This is a genomic window from Chryseobacterium sp. HNCC26DJ239 (assembly GCF_057180445.1).
On record NZ_JBXUGJ010000003.1, the window covers coordinates 1 to 17,595 of the forward strand.

Genomic DNA, 17,595 nt, shown 5'->3' on the forward strand with positions numbered 1-17,595 from the left:
TAGTGGGGTCTGAGTAGAGCTTGTAAATGTTGGTAGAATTACTTTTGAAGCACACACATTGATAGACTGTGTAGTTTCTTTTAGACAAGAAAATACTTTGTATACAATGGTTGTAAGAGGGTTGCAACTTCCCATGCCAACAGTTACTGTATAGTTTCCGGCAGCAAGTGGAGTATAGGTACTTGATGTAGCTCCAGGAATTGCAACTCCATTTAGAAACCATTGGTACGCATCATATCCGCTATCTACTTCAAGAACAATACCAGGAACGCAATCTCCAGATTGTTTTGCGATTACAGGAACCGAATTGAACCCGGCAAAATAACCTCCGTAACCGTAGACTCCGCTACCTCCAATTATTCCTGCTGTTACTGCTTTTGTAGACTGCACGGTGATATTTCCAACAACAGAAGGGACAGAATATGAAACCCAAGCAGCAGTACCTGTTACAGGAAATGGTCCTTGAGTTGCTGGTAGTGGGTTGTTGTTTACAAGTACAGTAGCGCCTGCTTCTGTTAGGATATTTAATTTTACTTCTGGAGTTATTCCAGGCATTTCACCAATTTTTCCTATTTCGTCAATTTTTCTTGGTAAGAAACAGTTTAATGGAGGTACATAATTGTATCCTAAAGTAGCGTTACTAGTTGCTACACCGGCAAGAAGTTGGTAAACATATGCTTTTTTTGTAGTTTTTATATGCATATTATAATGACCACTTGTGAGTTGGTTAATCCACATGTCGTCATTAATACGATAGAATTGCCCTTCATTAATTGTTGCTGCAGCGGTTGTAGAGCCATTAATGAAAATTTGGGTATTATTTTCAGTCGCTATAACAATGGCTCCTTCCATACCTTGTCCGATGTTTCCGTTTCCTTTTACTAAAACAAATTCATCTCCTAATCTTTCGATTGGTACCGATTGATCCATAACGATATCAGAACCTGAAAAACTTGTTGTAATTGCAAATTGACCATTCATGTTTCCGTTGGTTACTGAAATGGGTTTATCCGCAACTATTTTTGCCCCAATAAATCCGGTATTATTTGATGTGTTTGTTCCTGAACCATCGATGATATAAGATTGTCCTTTATTAAGTGTAAACGTAAGGGTTGCTGGTGTAGGAGAAACTCCAGAAAATACAACACCTGTATTATAGTTCGAAACTGTTACGGTAGTGTTGTTTTCTGTTGCCATAATACCTGTGGTGAAATTGGTGTACGAGTAATTGGCGGTTAAAGGAGCGTAAGCTGCGTAAAAAGTTTTTCCAATACCTGCTTTTCCTTTCGATGTAATAATTTCGGCGTGGCTTGGTATAGAAAACCTCATGGTAACATAGAAAGGTTGTGTTCCTTTCATATAGAGTCCCATTGCTACAGGAGTAAAACAATCAGCATCAGAAGTTGTTATAATTCTTGTTCTCTCGGTTATGTCGTATGTTTGTGGGTTTCCTTTACTTACCATTACCGTTCCAATTACAATATTGTTATGGTAAATGTCGACTGGGAATGGAGTAAGGGCATCAGTTGAAAAATAAAGCACTTGTGTTCCACTAGTGGAAGCTCTATCTCTCATTGGCGCAATCCAGTGTTCAGTGTCTCTTTGTGCAAAAAGACTACTGAACGTCAGAATTACTAAAGCGAAACTTAGTAGAAATCTTTTCATAGTTATTTGAATTATGATTTCCACAAAAGTAATATAAAAATTTAAGATATTGTTAAAAATAATTAACAAAACATTAAAAATTATTCACGGTTTTTTATCAAAAGCCATCCAGAATATGAAACGGGTAATTTTGTGTCTGGTTCTGTCCATTTGATGATATACCAATAAGTAGCGGTAGATAAGCTTCTATTTCCGACCTTGCCGTCCCATCTGTAATCTTTGTTTGAAGATTTATAAACGGGAGCACCGTATCGGTCTACTACCTCAATGCTAACATTTTCTTTTATGCTAAGTTCAGAATAATCTAAATAATCGTTGTGGCCATCTCCATTCGGAGTAATAGCGTTAATTAAATTGATTACTAGGAAGTCTTTCACTACCGGTTCGCAGCCGTCTGCGCTTTTTACGTAGGCTTTGTATGGGCCTCTTGTTAAGCCTGTGAAAATATTGCTATTTTGGTAATCAAAGCCATTTATTGAATATTGATATGGAGCAGTTCCTCCACTTACATTTATTGTTGCAGTATTCGCATTCACCACAATACTTGTAATAGTAGGCAAAACAGCGTTTTTAACGATAACATTTTGTCTGTAGGTACAACCATTGAAGTTTAAATCTACGTAATAATTTCCTTCTCCCACAATGATTGATTGTGTTGTAGCCCCTGTATTCCAAAGATAAGAAGTGAATCCTGCTCCCGCATCTAAAGTTACTCTTGTTCCAGGGCAGATGGTTTTGTCTTGTAAGGTATCAGATTTTTTACTTGCACTAAGTGTTATAGTTAGTTTTCCTGTAGTAGGGCATCCATTTGCGCTTGTGAATCGAATAAAGAAAATTTGCGTACCTATAATATTTTGAATCGAGCTGATTGCACCTGTCCCGCTTTGAGCGTTCGCTAAGGTGGAGTGGAATGTTAATGTAACAGCCGGGTCTAGAGTAAAAAGGTTTTTATAATCATTTAAGTTTACAGATTCTGCGCCACTTAAGTCTGCATCGCAAACTTGAGTGATTACGTTACTGCTAATTAAAGCGATTTTAGCTCCAACAGTGAAGGTGATTTGTCCAATGGCAGGAGTACAACCAAAAGCAGATTCTACCCTTACATAAACTGTTGTCGTCGTTGTGTACGTCCAGTTATTTGGAAGGTTGCTTGTATTTCCTGCATTAGCGTCTGCCGCTGTAAGATAATATTTAACGGTAAAGTTAGCTGCATTGGGTACAATTTGCGGTGTAATTGTTGAGAAAGTTACATTTACAATTCCATCTAAATTATCATCACATAATGCCCCGTTAAAGTTTGCTGTATTGATGCTTGGTAAAGGATTTACCGTTAAGGCAATCTGTGCTACTTTAGAACAGCCAAAAGCAGAAGTTACATTTGCATAAACTGTTCCGCCTGTTGTAGAATACGTTGCAGGTGCTGTAATTTGTGTCGTAAGTGCTGCATCCGAAAAATAAGTAATCACAGTTCCTGTTGTTGTAGTAACTGCCGCAGTTGTTAGGTTGAAAACTGCAGAACCTGTAGCATTGGCGCAAGCCGATAAAGCTACGTTGTTGGTTGTTATTTGGTCAAGAGTTAAAGTTAATTTAGCCACATTAGCGCAGTTGGCTGTACTTTGGAATCTTACAAAAAATATCTGTGATGGCGCAATAATTTGAGTAGCATTAATAGCGTTTGCAGCATTTTGAGCATCCACCAAAGAATTATGGAATGTTAAAGTTACTGCAGGATCTGTCGTGAAATTGTTTTTGTAATTATTCAGGTCTACAGATTCTGTTCCGTCCCAATTGGTATCACAAACAAGGCTGTTGTAGTCTAAAGTAAGAAGCGGGATTTTGTTTCCAATAGCAAAATTGATTTGGCCAAAAGCAGGCGGACAACCGTTTGCAGATTCTACCCTTACGTAAACAGTGGTTGCTGTAGTATAAGACCAGTTATTGGGAAGATTGTTGGCGTTTCCGGCCGTTGCATCTGCCGAAGAAAGGTAATATTTAACAGTAAAGTTAGCAGAATTTGTAACAATTTGCGGTGTAATTGTTGAAAAATCTATATTAATGATTCCATCTAAATTATCATCACACAAAGTACCATTATAATTTGCGGTGTTAATGTTTGGCGACGGATTTATGGTTAAACTAATTTGCGCTGTTTTTGAACAACCGTATTGCGAAGTTACTTTTGCGTACGCAATATTTGAAGTTGTGGTATACGTTGCAGGTGCTGTAATTTGTGTTGTAAGTGCTGCATCTGAATAGTATGTGATTGTTGTTCCTGTATCCGATGTTACCACCGCCGTTGTAAGGTTGAAAGTTCCAGAACCATTGGCATTACTACACGTAGTTAAAGTCGCATTGTTTACCTGTAAAACATCAATGTTTACAATCACTTTAAAATATTCAATATCTGCAGGAGTTCCATTTCCTTGAACTGAATAAACGAAATTTACAGAAGTGTCTGCTGTTAAAGTGGTACTTGGTGTATAGGTAATTTGTCCAGTTGATGTATTCACAGAAGTAGAGCCTGAAGCTGGAGCTTGAACAATAGTTACACTTGATGGTACCATCGTTTGTGTAGATGTAACTAATGATGGGTTGATTTGCTGAGTTTGGCAACTTCCAATGTTGTATGTTGTTGTTGGAATTGGCGGACAAACCGTGTATGTGTAAACTGCGGTAAGTTTTGTCTCGCAGTTGTTTTTGGTGATTTGGCAAGTGTAATTTCCTGCTCCATAATTTTCAGGATTAATGGAGTAAGATGTCGCGCCCGGAATTGCAACTCCGTTAAGGTACCATTGGTATGCATCGTAGCTGTTGTCTACCTGTAAAACAACTCCTAAATAGCAATCTCCCGTTTTACTGATCGCAGGGACAGAAGAGAAACCGGCAAAATATCCTCCATATCCTACAGCTCCACTTCCTGCAGCTATTCCTGCAGTTACCGATTTTGTAGAGTTTACCGTTACATTTCCTGTCATATTTGGAACAGAGTAGGTTACCCAATTGGCGTTTCCAGGAACAGGATATGGTCCAGTTGTGGCAGCAAGCCCAGCTCCGTTTACTGTAACCGTTGCGCCTGCTTGAGTAATGATGTTTAGTTTTGTCGTATATGAAGTTCCGCCAATCATATTAATCTGTGCAATTTGATCAATATTATTTGGCATAAAACAGCTTAAAGGTGGGATGAAGTTGAAGCCTCCTGTTGCATACTCGTTTCCTACGCTGGTTCCCGCTAAAAGTTGATAAACATATACATTTTTTGTAGCTGAAATTCCCATGTTGTACAAACCATTCCCTTGATTGGTGTAATAATTTGTAGGAACCATAAAATACTGTCCAGAATTCAATGTTACTCCAGATGCTCCTCCGTTAATGGTGAATGTAGTATTATCTTCAGTTGCTATAATTAATGCAGTTTCCATCCCAGAAGAGGGAGTTCCATTACCTTTTACCAAAGCAAAATCTTTCCCAAGCTTATCTACGGGAACGGCTTGATCCATTAGAATGTCGTTATTACTAAGGTTGAAGATGGTGTAGATTCCGTTAAAATTTCCGTTAGTTACCGAAATGGGTTTGTTAGATGCAATGTTAGCTCCAACAAGACCATCTAAGTTGGCAGGAGCATCTGCACTTACCGCATCTAAAATATAAGACTGTCCTTTATTTAAAGTGAAAGTTTTTGTTGCACTTGATGTTCCATCACTGAAAACAACAGCAGGGTTGTAGCCAGAAACGACTACCGTAGTATTGTCTTCTGTAGCAGTAACTCCTATCGTGGAATTAATATAAAAGTTGGATCCTGTAATAGGAGCCATCGCTGCTTTAAAATGTGTTCCAAGTCCAGCCAAACCTTTAGATGTAATAATCTCTGCGTGATTGGTGATAGAAAATCTGAAGTTGGCAAAGAATTTTTTAGTTCCTTTTACGAACAGCCCCATTGTATTGGCGCTGAAAAGATCGCTTTGGTTGGTTGCAAACATCATATTTCCAGGAATACTTACTTGTGCAGGGTTGTTTTTACTAATCTGTACCGATGTAAAAACTGCATTATTATTGTAAACCTGAACCGTAAAAGGGGTTGTCTCGTTGGTTGACAGATAAAGGTAGCTTTGAAGACCTCCAGTTCCTGCTTTTGCAGCCATGGGAGCAAACCAGTGGTCGGTATCAAGTTGAGCGTTAAGAGATAAACATAAAAATGCAAAAATGCTTAGTAAAAATCTTTTCATGGAAATTATAAAACGGGCGACAAATTTACATATTAATCATCACATTTTCATATCTTTTAAGTTTATTTTATGTAATCAATTAAAGTTTAATTAAAATTTAATAAATAATGAATATTTTGAGAGATGTTTAAAAATAAAAATCCCGATGAAAGCTCATCGGGATCGTTTTATTGTAGTAGGGTAAGATTATAGGCTTACTCTTACAAATCCTGTTACTTTAAGATCTGCGTTTACAGATTTTACATAGTCTGCTACAGACATAGAGCTATCTTTGATGAAATCTTGGTGTACCAAAGTGTTGTCTTTGTAGAATCTCTGCATTTTACCTTTAAGGATGTTATCGATAATGTTTGCAGGCTTACCTTCCTCAGTAAGTTTGTGTCTTTCGATTTCTAATTCTTTGTCGATAGTTTCTTGAGAAACTTTAGTTTCGTCTAGAGCGATTGGGTTCATTGCAGCAGCTTGCATAGAAACAGATTTTGCAACTTCGTCAGCTCCGTCTACTTTTGCAGAAAGAGAAGTGATTGCAGCGATTTTGTTTCCAGCGTGGATGTAAGCTCCCAAGAAAGGACCTTCGATTCTTTCGAAAGTTCCGATTTCAATTTTCTCACCGATTACTCCTGTTTGCTCGATCAATTTTTCAGCAACAGTCATTCCGTGGAAATCTGTAGCTAATAATTCTTCTTTAGTTGCTGCGAAAATAGCCATTTCAGCCAATTCGTAAGCTAGCTCGATGAAAGCTTCGTTTTTACCAACGAAGTCAGTTTCGCAGTTTAGAGAGATAATAGCACCTAATGTGTTATCTTCGTTTACTCTAGCGATTACAGCTCCTTCAGTAGACTCTCTGTCTGCTCTGTTTGCTGCAACTTTTTGTCCTTTTTTTCTAAGGATATCTACTGCTTTTTCGAAATCTCCTTCAGCTTCTACTAGAGCTTTCTTGCAGTCCATCATACCTGCACCTGTTTGGTTTCTTAATTTTGCTACATCTGCAGCTACTGGTGTATAAGACATAATATCTATTATTTTTTATTTTATTTAATAATTAATTATATTCGTTTAAATTTTGTGGCGCAAAGATAATGATTTAATTGATAAACTAAAAAATGACTTTTTGCGTTATAGTATAATATTTATAAATTTTTAATACTCAGTTCTATGAAGAAAATATTTCTTGTTCTTTTTGTCTGTGTTTTCAGTTTGGGGTTTTCTCAGAAGAAGAAAAAATCTAAATCTAGAGCTGTAGCAGAAAAAGAAACACTCATTATCTATACAGAGCAGGATGCGGAGAGTACCAAAGAAGCTCGAATTATTGCAGGATTTTTAAAACAAAACCCAGGTCATGCTAAAACGGAATACTTTAAAAAGAAATTGGTGAATATTATTATGGCAGATAATGACCCCGCTGCAAAGCCTACAATAACACCTATGAGCAAAGATAAAGTGGAAAGAATTACTCAAAATTCTAGTTTGCCGAATAAATCTGTCGCTTCTAATACTTCCTCTAAAAGAACGATAAACTATGCAAGTACAGGCAGTAAAAAGTCTGAACCAAGCGCTGAAAGCAAAAGAACCGCCGATTATCTTACCCATATTTTTAATAAAGATGATTCTGATAAAGAGGCTTACATCAATATTAAAAATAAATCTAAATGTAATTTGATCGTAAAAATTACCGGAAAAAAGTATTATAATTTAAATGTTCCGGCAAACGGACACAATTATATTATGGTAGATAAAGGTGAATATGTGGTGACAACCATGGTTTGTGATGCGAAGTATTCTTCTTTGAAAAAGATTAGCCAGGATATTGAAATCCAGTTGAGTATAGATTAAATATTGATAAAGAAAAAGCTCGGCGGAACGAAGTTCCGCCGAGCTTTTTTATGTAAATTTTTAAAGAATTTTTATTATCCTTTAAATTGCCCCATTGCAATAAATTTTTCTTGTCTCTGAGTTTCCAGCTCTTTTCCTGTAAACTTTGAGAAAGCTTTGATATTTTGCAAAATAGAAGCTTTTAAATTTAAATACGTTTGTTCTGGATCGTAATGAGCTCCACCAAGTGGTTCTTCAACAATACCGTCGATGAATTTTTCTCTTAACGCATCTTTCGGAGTTAGATTCAATGCATTGGCTGCATCTTCTTTATGATCCCAGTTTCTCCAAAGAATAGATGAGCAACTTTCTGGTGCAATTACAGTATACCAAGTGTTTTCTAACATGTAAACCTTGTTACCAACACCAATTCCTAAAGCACCGCCACTCGCTCCTTCACCAATAATGTACGTGAAGATTGGAGTTTTAAGCATCGTCATTTCGAAGATATTTCTTGCGATTGCTTCACCTTGCCCTCTTTCTTCAGCTTCTAAACCAGGGTATGCTCCCGGTGTATCTACCAAAGTTACTACAGGAATTTGGAATTTTTCAGCTAGCTTCATCAAACGTAAAGCTTTTCTGTATCCTTCAGGATTCGGCATTCCGAATCTTCTGTACTGTCTTTCTTTGGTTGTTCTTCCTTTTTGAGTTCCAATGATCATTACTTTTTGACCATCTAATGTAGCCAAACCGCCAATCATCGCAGGATCGTCTGCAAAGTTTCTGTCACCGTGAAGTTCTAAAAAACTTCCTTTATCTACCATACCATTGATGTAATCTAAAGTATATGGGCGATCCGGATGACGCGATAACTGTACTCTTTGCCAAGGGGTAAGACTTCCGTAGATTTCTTTTTTCTTTTCTATGATCTTATCCTCGATTTGGCTGCATGCTAATTTTACATCAACACCACTTTCTTCTCCTACCAATGAACAGGTTTGATACTGATCCATCAATTCTTTAATAGGAAGTTCGAAACTTAAATATTCCATTTCTTGAAGTAAATTAAATCTTTCAAATGTATGAAAAATTATACAACTCTATTTAAAATTATTTATTGCATTGTTTATTCTAGAGGTAGTTTCCTCTTTACCAAGAAGTTCCATGATGTCTGGAACGTCTGGTCCTTTCAGTTCGCCCACCAAAGCTAAACGCAACGGCATCATTACTTTACCCATTCCTAAGCCTTTGCTTTCCGCAAAACTATGTAAAGCTTCTTTTAAGTTTTCAGAAACGAACTCTGTTTCTTCTAATTTCGTAGCAAATTCACCTAAAATAGCAGAAGTCTCGTCGTTCCATGCTTTTTTTGAAGCTTTTTCGTCGTAAGAAGTAGGAGCTTCAAAGAAAAACTTTCCGTTTTCGTAAATGTCTGTTGGGAAAGTTGCTCTTTCTTTCATCAAATGAATCACTTTTAAAAGTTTTTCATCTGAAAGATTTATATTTAATTCAGATGCTTTTAAAATTAATAATAAATCTTCATCCGAAGTTTTCTGAATATATTGATGGTTGAACCATTCTGCTTTTTCTTTGCTGAATCTCGCTCCGGCTTTATGAACTTTGTTTAAATCAAATTCTTTTGCCATCTCATCCAACGATAAAATTTCTTTATCATCTGCAGGCGACCAACCTAAAAGCGCCACCATATTGATGAATGCTTCCGGAAGATAACCGCTTTCTCTGTAACCTTTTGAAATATTTCCTGTTGCAGGGTCTGTAAAATTTAAAGGAAACACAGGAAATCCGAATTTATCACCGTCTCTTTTGCTTAATTTTCCTTTTCCTTCAGGTTTTAAAATTAAAGAAAGGTGTGCAAACTGAGGAGCTTCCCAACCCATTGCTTCATACAATAAAGTGTGCAACCCTAAAGAAGGCAACCATTCTTCACCACGGATAACGTGAGAAATTTCCATTTCGTGGTCATCGATAATGTTGGCGAAATGGTAAGTTGGCATTCCGTCATTTTTTACCAAAACTTTATCATCCAAAGTATTGGTGTTTACTGAAGAATTCCCACGGATAATGTCTACAAGATTTAAAGTTCTGTCAACCGGCATTTTAAATCTTACCACATAAGGAGTTTTGTCGTCTAATAACTTTTGAACTTCTTCTGCAGAAAGAGCAAGACTGTTTCTTAAACGATTTCTAGATTTATTGTCGTAAGAGAAAACATCGCCTCTCGCTTCGTATTCTGCACGAATAGCATCTAACTCTTCGGCAGTATCAAAAGCAATGTAAGCATAATCTGTTTTTAAGATTTGCTCGGTGTATCTGTCGTAGATATCTCTTCTTTCAGATTGTCTGTATGGAGCGTATTTTCCTCCTTTTTTAGGGCTTTCGTCGGCGATAATTTCGCACCATTCAAGGGCTTCTTCGATATATTCTTCTGCGCCTTCCACGTATCTTGCGGTGTCTGTATCTTCAATTCTCAAGACAAACTCGCCACCTTGGTTTTTAGCAAAAAGATAATCATATAATGCGGTTCTTACGCCTCCTAAATGTAAAGGTCCGGTAGGACTTGGAGCAAAACGTACTCTTACTTTCTTCATTTTTTTCAAATAAATTTCTGCAAATTTACTTAAAATTATACTTTTTTAAGAATGATTAATGTCTCTCTTATTGGCTTTTTTAATTTTGAATTTTTACTTTTGTACAAATTATTAATAAAATACTTATGTTAGAAATAGGCGAAAGACCATGGGGAAAATACTATGTTTTGGCAGATGAACCCAATTATAAACTGAAAAGAATTGAGGTAAACCCAGGACAAAAGCTTTCTTACCAATATCATCACAAAAGACAAGAGCAATGGACGATTGTTGAAGGTGATGCTACCGTTGTTTTAGATGAGAAAGAAATTAACCTGAAATATGGTGAAAGCATTTTTATCCCACTCGGCGCAAAACACAGAATGATGAACCTTTCTGAAAAACCAGTTGTCTTCATTGAAGTTCAAACAGGAACTTATTTCGGAGAAGATGATATTGTGAGGATTGAGGATGAGTATGATAGAAACTAAAATCTATTAATATAAAAAGGAGTTGTTTTGAGACAACTCCTTTTTTATTTAAAAGAGGCTTTTCAGCCAAAGTTTAATTTTTTTCGTTGAAGAAAGATTTAGCTTTAGATCGGGTTGTGGAAATTTTGATGAAAAGCTTGAAATGAAATCATCAATTGTTTTAGCACGAAAAAAAGAAATTTCTTTCCAATGGCTTGCTTCCAAAGGATGGAAGTTTTTAAATGTCTTATAATTTTCTGCATTTAGATTTTTCCATTGTCCTAGAAAAGTATTGGTGTCAAAATCATTTTTGTGTCCCCAATTATTGATTTTCTGAATTATCTCTTGTTCATCTCTAGCCCATGATTGGTGTATGAGATGAAAGTCTAATGAAAGGGTTCTACCTTTATTAGTAACTCTTGCGTACTCATATTTTGGATAGTTGGTAATCATTAAGCATTTTTCTTCAAAAGGGGTAATCACAAAATAACCGTCTTCATTTTTTTTAAAAAGTGTAACAAAATTCACTTGAAAATTAAATGGTCTTTTCTCTGGATTTTTTAATAAATAACTATGTTTTCGAAGAAATGTAGCTAGTTTTTTGAAGTCGTACGCATATTCGTCACTATCAATTTGCATATGCCATCCTCCTGGACCAAGTTTTTCAGCCATCATATTTCTCTGCCTTGTTTCAAGCTCCATTGGCTCTTTTCCAGGTATGTGAAAACTGTCTTTATAAAACGTTATTTTATTTTGAGGATCATTTTTTTTGATTTCTGAGAAAAAACTTTCAGGAATAAAAACATCATTTCCTGCCCAAGTTTTGTTTTCGGCATCATAGCTTATTATAATACTGTCTACATCCTGATATATTTGCCTTATTGAAGTAGATATATAGGAGTAATCATAGGATAAAAGGTAACCTACTTTGATTAAGTTTTCTTTGTTTCTCATAATTTGCAATAAATGCTTAATTTCGTTTTTCTTTAAAAGGCACAACAAAATAATAAATTTAAAATGGGAATTAAAAGGTTTTTTAAAAATAAAATCAAAGATTATAATTTCATCAAGAACCAGCGAAAGCTAAAGATTAATCATTTCGAACTTGATTTTTTTAATGATTATCAAATTGATTTTAGTACAGAAAATTTACCTGAAGTTTCTATTATTATCCCTGTCTACAACCAGATAAGATATACTTTAAATTGTCTTTACACGATTGAGCAATTTGATAAAAATGTTTCTAAGGAAATCATTATCATTAATGATAAAAGTAGCGATAACACTTTAGAGTACCTTAATAAGATTCCTGGAATAACGATTATTGATAATCCAGAAAATTTAGGTTTTTTAAAAAATGTAAATAAAGGAATCCAAGCAGCAAAAGGTGAGTATGTTTATTTACTTAATAACGATGTTGAAGTTCAGGAAAATTATCTGTCAAGCCTACTCCAAGTCTTTAAAACTAAGGAAAATGTAGGTGCTGTAGGATCTAAAATGGTTTTTGCAGATAATACTTTGCAGGAAGCCGGCTGTTTGATTTTTAAAAATTCTGAAATCATAAATATTGGGAGGAGAGAAGCTATTGATGATGCTAAATATAACTTTGTAAGAAAAGTAGATTATTGCTCAGGATGTAGTTTGTTATTTAAAAAGGTTAATGCTCAAGGAGATTTTAACCTTCTTGATGAGGCTTTTTTACCAGCGTATTATGAGGAGACAGATTTGTGCCAAAGAATTAAGTATGATCAGAATTTAGATATTTATTATCAACCTCTTTCAGAAATTATTCATTTTGAAAACATTTCATACACAGGAAAAGATAACTCAGGCAAAGAATTGTTATTGGCAAAAAATAAAGAGGTTTTTAGAGAAAGGTGGGATGCGTACTTTAAAAATGAAATGTTTTTAAATAATGGTAAGATTAATCTCAATGCTCACTACAAGAAACCTAGTTTCCTTTTTCTGGAAGAAAATATGCCCAAACCAGATCAGGATTCAGGTTCAAGAAGATTTTTGGAGATTCTGAAAATTTTACAAAAAAATGAGCATAGAGTTATTTTAGCGGTAAAACATTTTGATGAAATAGCAGATCAATCTTATGTGCGTTTTTTTAGATCTTTTGGAGTGCAAGTTTGTGTGGATTATGTATCGACGAAAAATAAAATTGTAAGAGTAAAAGACCAGATTGATGAAGCTCTCGACTACATCGATGTCGTTTGGATCTTCCGCCCCATTGGTTTTGATTATTGGTATAAACAGCTTGCAGGAAAAATTTCTGGGAAGAAAGTAATTTATGACATGGTAGATCTCCATTATTTGAGGATGGAAAGAGAAAATAATTATCTTGAAAGCATAACCAGTGATAGATTAAAAGAAATAGACTTTTTCAAAGAAAAAGAATATCGAGGAATGAATACAGCTGATGCAGTTCTGTCAATTAGTGATGAAGAAAAGAACACGGTTTCCAAAAACGGAGTAGCTTTTGATAAAATTTTTACAGTGAGTAATATTCATAAGCCGGTAGAAAACCAATCAATTGATTTTTCTGAAAGAGAAGGATTGCTATTTATTGGTGGATACAATCATTTGCCAAATATAGATGCGGTTAAATTTCTGCACGATAGTATTATGCCTTTGGTTTGGGAAAAGGCTCCCTCCATCAAATTATTTGTTGTTGGTCCTGATTTTCCTGAAGAACTAAAATTAAAATATCATTCAGATAAATTTCAAATTTTAGGATTTCAAGAGTCTGTGGAATTTTGGTTCAAGAATGCTAAAGTTTTTGTTGCCCCGTTACGATATGGAGCAGGTGTAAAAGGTAAAATAGGACAAGCTTTAGAATACAAACTTCCTGTGGTGACTACTGGAATAGGGGCAGAAGGAATGGGTTTAGAAAATTATATTACAGCTTCCATTTCTGATGAAAATCCTCAGAATTTTGCAAATAAAATTTTAGAATTATATAACGATAAGCAGTTGTGGCAAACTTTACATGATAATAGTTTGCAACCTTTAGCTAAATTTTCTGTAGAAGCTCAAGAAGAGAATATTCGAAAAATGTTGGAATATTTGGGCTTTTAAATTAAAGTTTATAAATTCTTTTATACTTTTTTGGTTTGAAAAATTTATATAAAAGTTTTCTATACCATTCATTGTAATATTTGGTTTTATATTTCTTGTTTTCACGAATAAGACTCATTATGGTGTGAAAGTCTAATCCGTTTTGAACATAAAAATCATAATGCTTCTGGTAAATTTTAAAAAAATTGTCAGATAATTTAGAATGATTATCCAAACTTGTATTGGTTAAAGAATTTCCTGTTTTTCGAATTCTGTAAAAGAATAGAAACTCATTTATTTTATGAACTTTTGCGCCTTTTTCAATTAAGAATATCCAAAAATCCCAATCTTCATAATAGTTTAGATTGGTATCAAAACCTCCTATATTGTCAAAGTCTTCTTTGTAAAAAAGTGCGGTGATTGGGATGCAATTTTCAATTAAAAAGTCGTGCGTTTTGAAGGGTTGCAGAACCCATTCTTTATTGGTTTTTTCAAAATATTTCGCTTTAGAATAAGAAATTCTTATTTCAGGATTGTTTTGAAGAACTTTTAGAGTTTTCTCTAAAAAAGTTTTGTCTAAAAGATCATCACAATCTAAAAATAAAAGATACTTTCCATCAGCATTTTTTACACCATTATTTCTCGCAGAAGATTGTCCTTGGTTTTCCTGATGAATTATTTTTAGGTTTGTAAAAGTTTTATTTTGTTCAAGAGTAATCAGTTTTTCTTGATCTGAGCCATCATTTACAACTATTACCTCAAAGTTTTTATAGGTTTGTTCATAAACACTCTTTAATGTTTCATCTATATAATCTTCTCCTTTGTAAAAGGCTATAATAATTGAGATTTTTTCATCCATATTTTAAGATGTAAGGGTAGTAAACCAGTTTTTAAAACTGTATTTTTCTCTTGTTTTTTCAGGTATTTCTATATACGGGCTTTCCATAAAGCCGATTAATTCACTTTCAGAATCTTCTCCAAGAATAAAAATATTTTCTTTATTATAAAAATCATAAGTTTTTACATCAGAATTATTCGTAATCAGTTTTTTATGATATTTTAATGCTTCAAAAAATCTGAATGATAACCCATTGTGTTCTTTTAGTTTCAAGTCTAGCAGAGCTTTTGATTCTTGTACATTTTTTACGTTTTCTTCGTAAGACATAAATTCATTTGTAAAAGTAATGGCTCCTTCATTTTTTTCTTTTTCCCATGAAAATAGAACGATTTTTTGACTAATATTATTTTTTGTTAAGATTTGAGATACTTTTTTCAATATATCAAACCTATTTTTAACGTAGGTTCCAAGATAGAAAACGTCTTGCTTTTCTTCTTTTGTGGCTTCATGCAAATCAAAATCAAAATAAAAATTTGTTAGAAAAAAAATGTTATTCTTTTCGTTTACATCAGATTTATCAAAAACATAAAACTTGTTAAATATATTTATTTTAGAATAAATTTCTGGGGTTCTGCCGAGACCGTCCCAATGATTTCCAATAAGCTTTTGGGTTTTAGTTTTTAGTATTTGCAAAAATCTGTCAGAAAAAAAATCGGTATTCATTACCAGAATAATATCGTAGTTTGGTAGATTCTGTGCTTTTTGCAATAGTGTTTTTTCTATAAATGCTTTTCGTAGTTTTTCTTTGAAATTTTTATCTCTCAAGATACTTTTCCTAAACAAATTATGAAGCTTTTCCGAAAGGTTTTTATATTTAAATTTTTCATCTGCATAAAAAATAAAGTCAACATTTTCATAACCTAAAAAATCCAAATTCTTTTTCATTAAATTTGGAATATCTGCGTAGTTATGCATTACGATTAGAATTTTCTTCATTTGTAAATGTATGTAAAGAATAGAAAGTATAGAGGTTTTTCCTTTTTTAAGAGATTAAATATTTTCTTTTTTTCCTGTTGCACTAAAGTCAAAAATTTTTCGATACTATTGTTTTGATGCAGATTAAGAAAATCATTGAATTTTTTTTCCTTTTCGTTCAAAGTTCTTATTTTACTTTTAAATTCTCGAAATGTTTTGGGATGATTAAGAATGTTAAATTTTTGAATTATTCTGTTTTTTGAGGCTTCGTTTTTAGGATACGAAATTCCACCAACTTGTTGATCATCGTGAAGACGATAAGAAAAAAGCTTTTCATTAATAAAACCAAACTTTTTTTGTTGTGCAGAAAAAAGGGCTATCCATTCATCGTGATGAAAGCCAGGTATTTCAGGAAAAGGAATGCTTTTTTTTGTTAAAGAATTTCTAATTGCCATGGCTGCTCCAGTTGCAAAATTTCCAATGGTATTAAAAATTTTAAAAAAATCTATGGGAAGACTTTCTTCATTTAGGAATTTAGGCGCATCCCATACAGTATATTTTTCTAAGTGTTTGCCCTTACTGTCAATAATAAAACCATTAGAACAAACTACATCAATGTTTGGGTTTTCATCAAAATATTTCATGAAAACTTCCACTTTATTTTCTTCCCAAATATCATCTTGGTCTGATAAGAAAATGATATCTCCGGAACAAAGAGAAATTGCCTTTTCGAAGTTTTTTACGCTGCGAAGATTTTCGGTATTAAAATGAATTTTAAATACTTCCGGAAATTTCGCTTGATATTGAGTTAGTATTTTGGAAGTCTGGTCGTTAGAGCCGTCGTCGCAAACGATGATTTCATTCACGGGAACTGTTTGCTTCAGAATAGAATCTATTTGTTGATGCAGAAATTTTTCACCGTTGTAGGTGCAAAGAGCAACAGAAATTTTCGTCATGAGTGTAAGTTAAAAACAGTATTTACCCAATGGTCTAATGTGTATTTATAGTAGATTTCTTCAGGAAGTTTTTCATAAGGTTTCTCGAAAAAATCTTTAGACAAGTTAGAAAAATCTTCGTTTAAAATCAAGATATTTTCTGGGTTGTAGAAATCATAATTTCTTATATTCTGATTATCGGTTACAAACTTTTTCTCTAAAGCCATCGCTTCAAAAATACGAAAGCTAAGACCCATTTGATGATTTCGTTGAAGGTCTAAAATAGCTTTTGAGTTTTTGTATAAAGAAGGTAAGCTTCTTTGTGGGGTGTTTTTTGTTTTGAAATCCAGTATTTTAGCATTTTTCTTGTCAATGAGTTGTAAAACTTTATTTTTCCAGCTTTTTTTACCGGCAATAATGGTTTTAAACTTTATTTTTACAGTTTGTGTTTTGTTAATCAGTATGTTAAGTCTTTCGATTCGATGTTTGTCATAAGACGTAATATAAAAAAGGTCAAGTTGTGGATTTTGTTTTTCTGCAGGACAATATTCAAGATAATTATAGTTTGAAATTTTCCTGAAACCATGCTCTTTTACATCTTCATCATCAAAAGAAAAAACAGTATCAAAGAAATGCAAAATATGTTCAGCAGGGTTTCTTTTCATACTGTCGTAGAGATACGCAATGTTTCTATCGGTAGATTTTCTAATGATTTTGTGTACTCTTTCTTCAATCGCTTCTGGATTAATAACTAAAATCTGGTCTTGTTTTCCCAGTTTTTCTAGAGATTCAATAATGAAATTTTGTCTTTTTTCGTGCTTAAGATTTTTGCCCATGAAGACTTTACTCATGGCGTTTTTTACCCTTGCTCCAAAATTTTTATGTGTAAAAGCACCAATGTTAATGTGTGATGCTTCAATACCTTTTTCCTTCAGTTTTCGAACGATATGCTCATCATAATGCCAAAAGTCGAAACTGATTAAACAAATTTTCATCTAACAAAAGTAAAGATTTATAATTTAAATTTAT

13 protein-coding genes are annotated in these 17,595 nt (G+C 33.9%); 3 read left to right on the plus strand and 10 right to left on the minus strand.

The window, feature by feature from the left end:
- The 3 genes from AC2A1D_RS06660 to tsf form a co-directional block, all read right to left on the minus strand.
- Positions 1 to 1,665: IgGFc-binding protein (locus tag AC2A1D_RS06660; RefSeq protein ID WP_484042862.1), on the minus strand; the 1,665-nt coding region annotated here is incomplete at its 3' end.
- Between the two features lie 80 nt (positions 1,666 to 1,745).
- A complete protein-coding gene (locus AC2A1D_RS06665; RefSeq protein WP_484042863.1) occupies positions 1,746 to 5,888 on the minus strand; it encodes a T9SS type B sorting domain-containing protein in 4,143 nt (1,380 codons plus the stop codon).
- A gap of 186 nt (positions 5,889 to 6,074) precedes the next feature.
- A complete protein-coding gene (gene tsf / locus AC2A1D_RS06670; protein ID WP_123320943.1) occupies positions 6,075 to 6,899 on the minus strand; it encodes a translation elongation factor Ts in 825 nt (274 codons plus the stop codon).
- Between the two features lie 144 nt (positions 6,900 to 7,043).
- Here tsf and AC2A1D_RS06675 point away from each other — a divergent pair, with 144 nt between their 5' ends.
- Positions 7,044 to 7,721 (plus strand): DUF6759 domain-containing protein, encoded by a 678-nt coding sequence (locus AC2A1D_RS06675; RefSeq protein WP_484042864.1) that lies wholly within the window; start codon positions 7,044 to 7,046, stop codon positions 7,719 to 7,721.
- Between the two features lie 74 nt (positions 7,722 to 7,795).
- Here the strand turns inward: AC2A1D_RS06675 and AC2A1D_RS06680 are convergent, their stop codons facing one another.
- Both AC2A1D_RS06680 and gltX read right to left on the minus strand, forming a co-directional pair.
- Positions 7,796 to 8,752: an acetyl-CoA carboxylase carboxyltransferase subunit alpha gene (locus AC2A1D_RS06680; RefSeq protein ID WP_484042865.1), complete on the minus strand. Its 957-nt coding sequence runs from the start codon at positions 8,750 to 8,752 to the stop codon at positions 7,796 to 7,798.
- A 48-nt stretch (positions 8,753 to 8,800) separates the two neighbouring features.
- The gene (gene gltX, locus AC2A1D_RS06685; RefSeq protein WP_484042866.1) at positions 8,801 to 10,306 is read right to left on the minus strand and encodes a glutamate--tRNA ligase; all 1,506 of its coding nucleotides are present in this window, start codon (positions 10,304 to 10,306) and stop codon (positions 8,801 to 8,803) included.
- A 125-nt stretch (positions 10,307 to 10,431) separates the two neighbouring features.
- Between gltX and AC2A1D_RS06690 the strand changes: the two genes are divergently transcribed.
- Positions 10,432 to 10,776, plus strand: a complete 345-nt coding sequence (locus AC2A1D_RS06690) for a phosphomannose isomerase type II C-terminal cupin domain (RefSeq protein WP_484042867.1) — start codon at positions 10,432 to 10,434, stop codon at positions 10,774 to 10,776.
- Positions 10,777 to 10,824: 48 nt separating this feature from the next.
- On the opposite strand, the gene AC2A1D_RS06695 is transcribed toward AC2A1D_RS06690, so the two are convergent.
- Complete coding sequence (locus AC2A1D_RS06695) at positions 10,825 to 11,709, minus strand: hypothetical protein (protein ID WP_484042868.1); 885 nt, start codon at positions 11,707 to 11,709, stop codon at positions 10,825 to 10,827.
- A gap of 63 nt (positions 11,710 to 11,772) precedes the next feature.
- On the opposite strand from AC2A1D_RS06695, the gene AC2A1D_RS06700 reads away from it, so the two are divergent.
- Entirely contained in the window at positions 11,773 to 13,839 is a 2,067-nt protein-coding gene (locus tag AC2A1D_RS06700; protein WP_484042869.1) for a glycosyltransferase, read from the plus strand.
- 1 nt (position 13,840) lies between these two features.
- On the opposite strand, the gene AC2A1D_RS06705 is transcribed toward AC2A1D_RS06700, so the two are convergent.
- From AC2A1D_RS06705 to AC2A1D_RS06720, 4 genes are read right to left on the minus strand one after another with little or no spacing between them, the layout of a single operon-like run.
- Entirely contained in the window at positions 13,841 to 14,677 is an 837-nt protein-coding gene (locus AC2A1D_RS06705) for a glycosyltransferase (protein WP_484042870.1), read from the minus strand.
- A 3-nt stretch (positions 14,678 to 14,680) separates the two neighbouring features.
- On the minus strand, positions 14,681 to 15,652 hold the full coding sequence (locus tag AC2A1D_RS06710) for a WaaS/CpsH family glycosyltransferase (RefSeq protein ID WP_484042871.1): 972 nt from the start codon (positions 15,650 to 15,652) through the stop codon (positions 14,681 to 14,683).
- A complete protein-coding gene (locus tag AC2A1D_RS06715) occupies positions 15,649 to 16,587 on the minus strand; it encodes a glycosyltransferase family 2 protein (RefSeq protein WP_484042872.1) in 939 nt (312 codons plus the stop codon). Before AC2A1D_RS06715 ends, AC2A1D_RS06710 begins: the two co-directional genes overlap by 4 nt.
- Positions 16,584 to 17,561, minus strand: coding sequence for a WaaS/CpsH family glycosyltransferase (locus AC2A1D_RS06720; protein WP_484042873.1), 978 nt, complete (start codon positions 17,559 to 17,561; stop codon positions 16,584 to 16,586). The genes AC2A1D_RS06715 and AC2A1D_RS06720 overlap by 4 nt, the downstream gene beginning before the upstream one ends.
- Positions 17,562 to 17,595: the final 34 nt, after the last annotated feature.

Excerpts from the sequence above, each read along its gene's own strand:
- AC2A1D_RS06665 (WP_484042863.1), bottom strand. The coding sequence starts at position 5,888 with ATGAAAAGATTTTTACTAAGCATTTTTGCATTTTTATGTTTATCTCTT.
- tsf (WP_123320943.1), bottom strand. The coding sequence starts at position 6,899 with ATGTCTTATACACCAGTAGCTGCAGATGTAGCAAAATTAAGAAACCAA.
- AC2A1D_RS06675 (WP_484042864.1), top strand. The coding sequence starts at position 7,044 with ATGAAGAAAATATTTCTTGTTCTTTTTGTCTGTGTTTTCAGTTTGGGG.
- AC2A1D_RS06680 (WP_484042865.1), bottom strand. The coding sequence starts at position 8,752 with ATGGAATATTTAAGTTTCGAACTTCCTATTAAAGAATTGATGGATCAG.
- gltX (WP_484042866.1), bottom strand. The coding sequence starts at position 10,306 with ATGAAGAAAGTAAGAGTACGTTTTGCTCCAAGTCCTACCGGACCTTTA.
- AC2A1D_RS06690 (WP_484042867.1), top strand. The coding sequence starts at position 10,432 with ATGTTAGAAATAGGCGAAAGACCATGGGGAAAATACTATGTTTTGGCA.
- AC2A1D_RS06695 (WP_484042868.1), bottom strand. The coding sequence starts at position 11,709 with ATGAGAAACAAAGAAAACTTAATCAAAGTAGGTTACCTTTTATCCTAT.
- AC2A1D_RS06700 (WP_484042869.1), top strand. The coding sequence starts at position 11,773 with ATGGGAATTAAAAGGTTTTTTAAAAATAAAATCAAAGATTATAATTTC.
- AC2A1D_RS06705 (WP_484042870.1), bottom strand. The coding sequence starts at position 14,677 with ATGGATGAAAAAATCTCAATTATTATAGCCTTTTACAAAGGAGAAGAT.
- AC2A1D_RS06710 (WP_484042871.1), bottom strand. The coding sequence starts at position 15,652 with ATGAAGAAAATTCTAATCGTAATGCATAACTACGCAGATATTCCAAAT.
- AC2A1D_RS06715 (WP_484042872.1), bottom strand. The coding sequence starts at position 16,587 with ATGACGAAAATTTCTGTTGCTCTTTGCACCTACAACGGTGAAAAATTT.
- AC2A1D_RS06720 (WP_484042873.1), bottom strand. The coding sequence starts at position 17,561 with ATGAAAATTTGTTTAATCAGTTTCGACTTTTGGCATTATGATGAGCAT.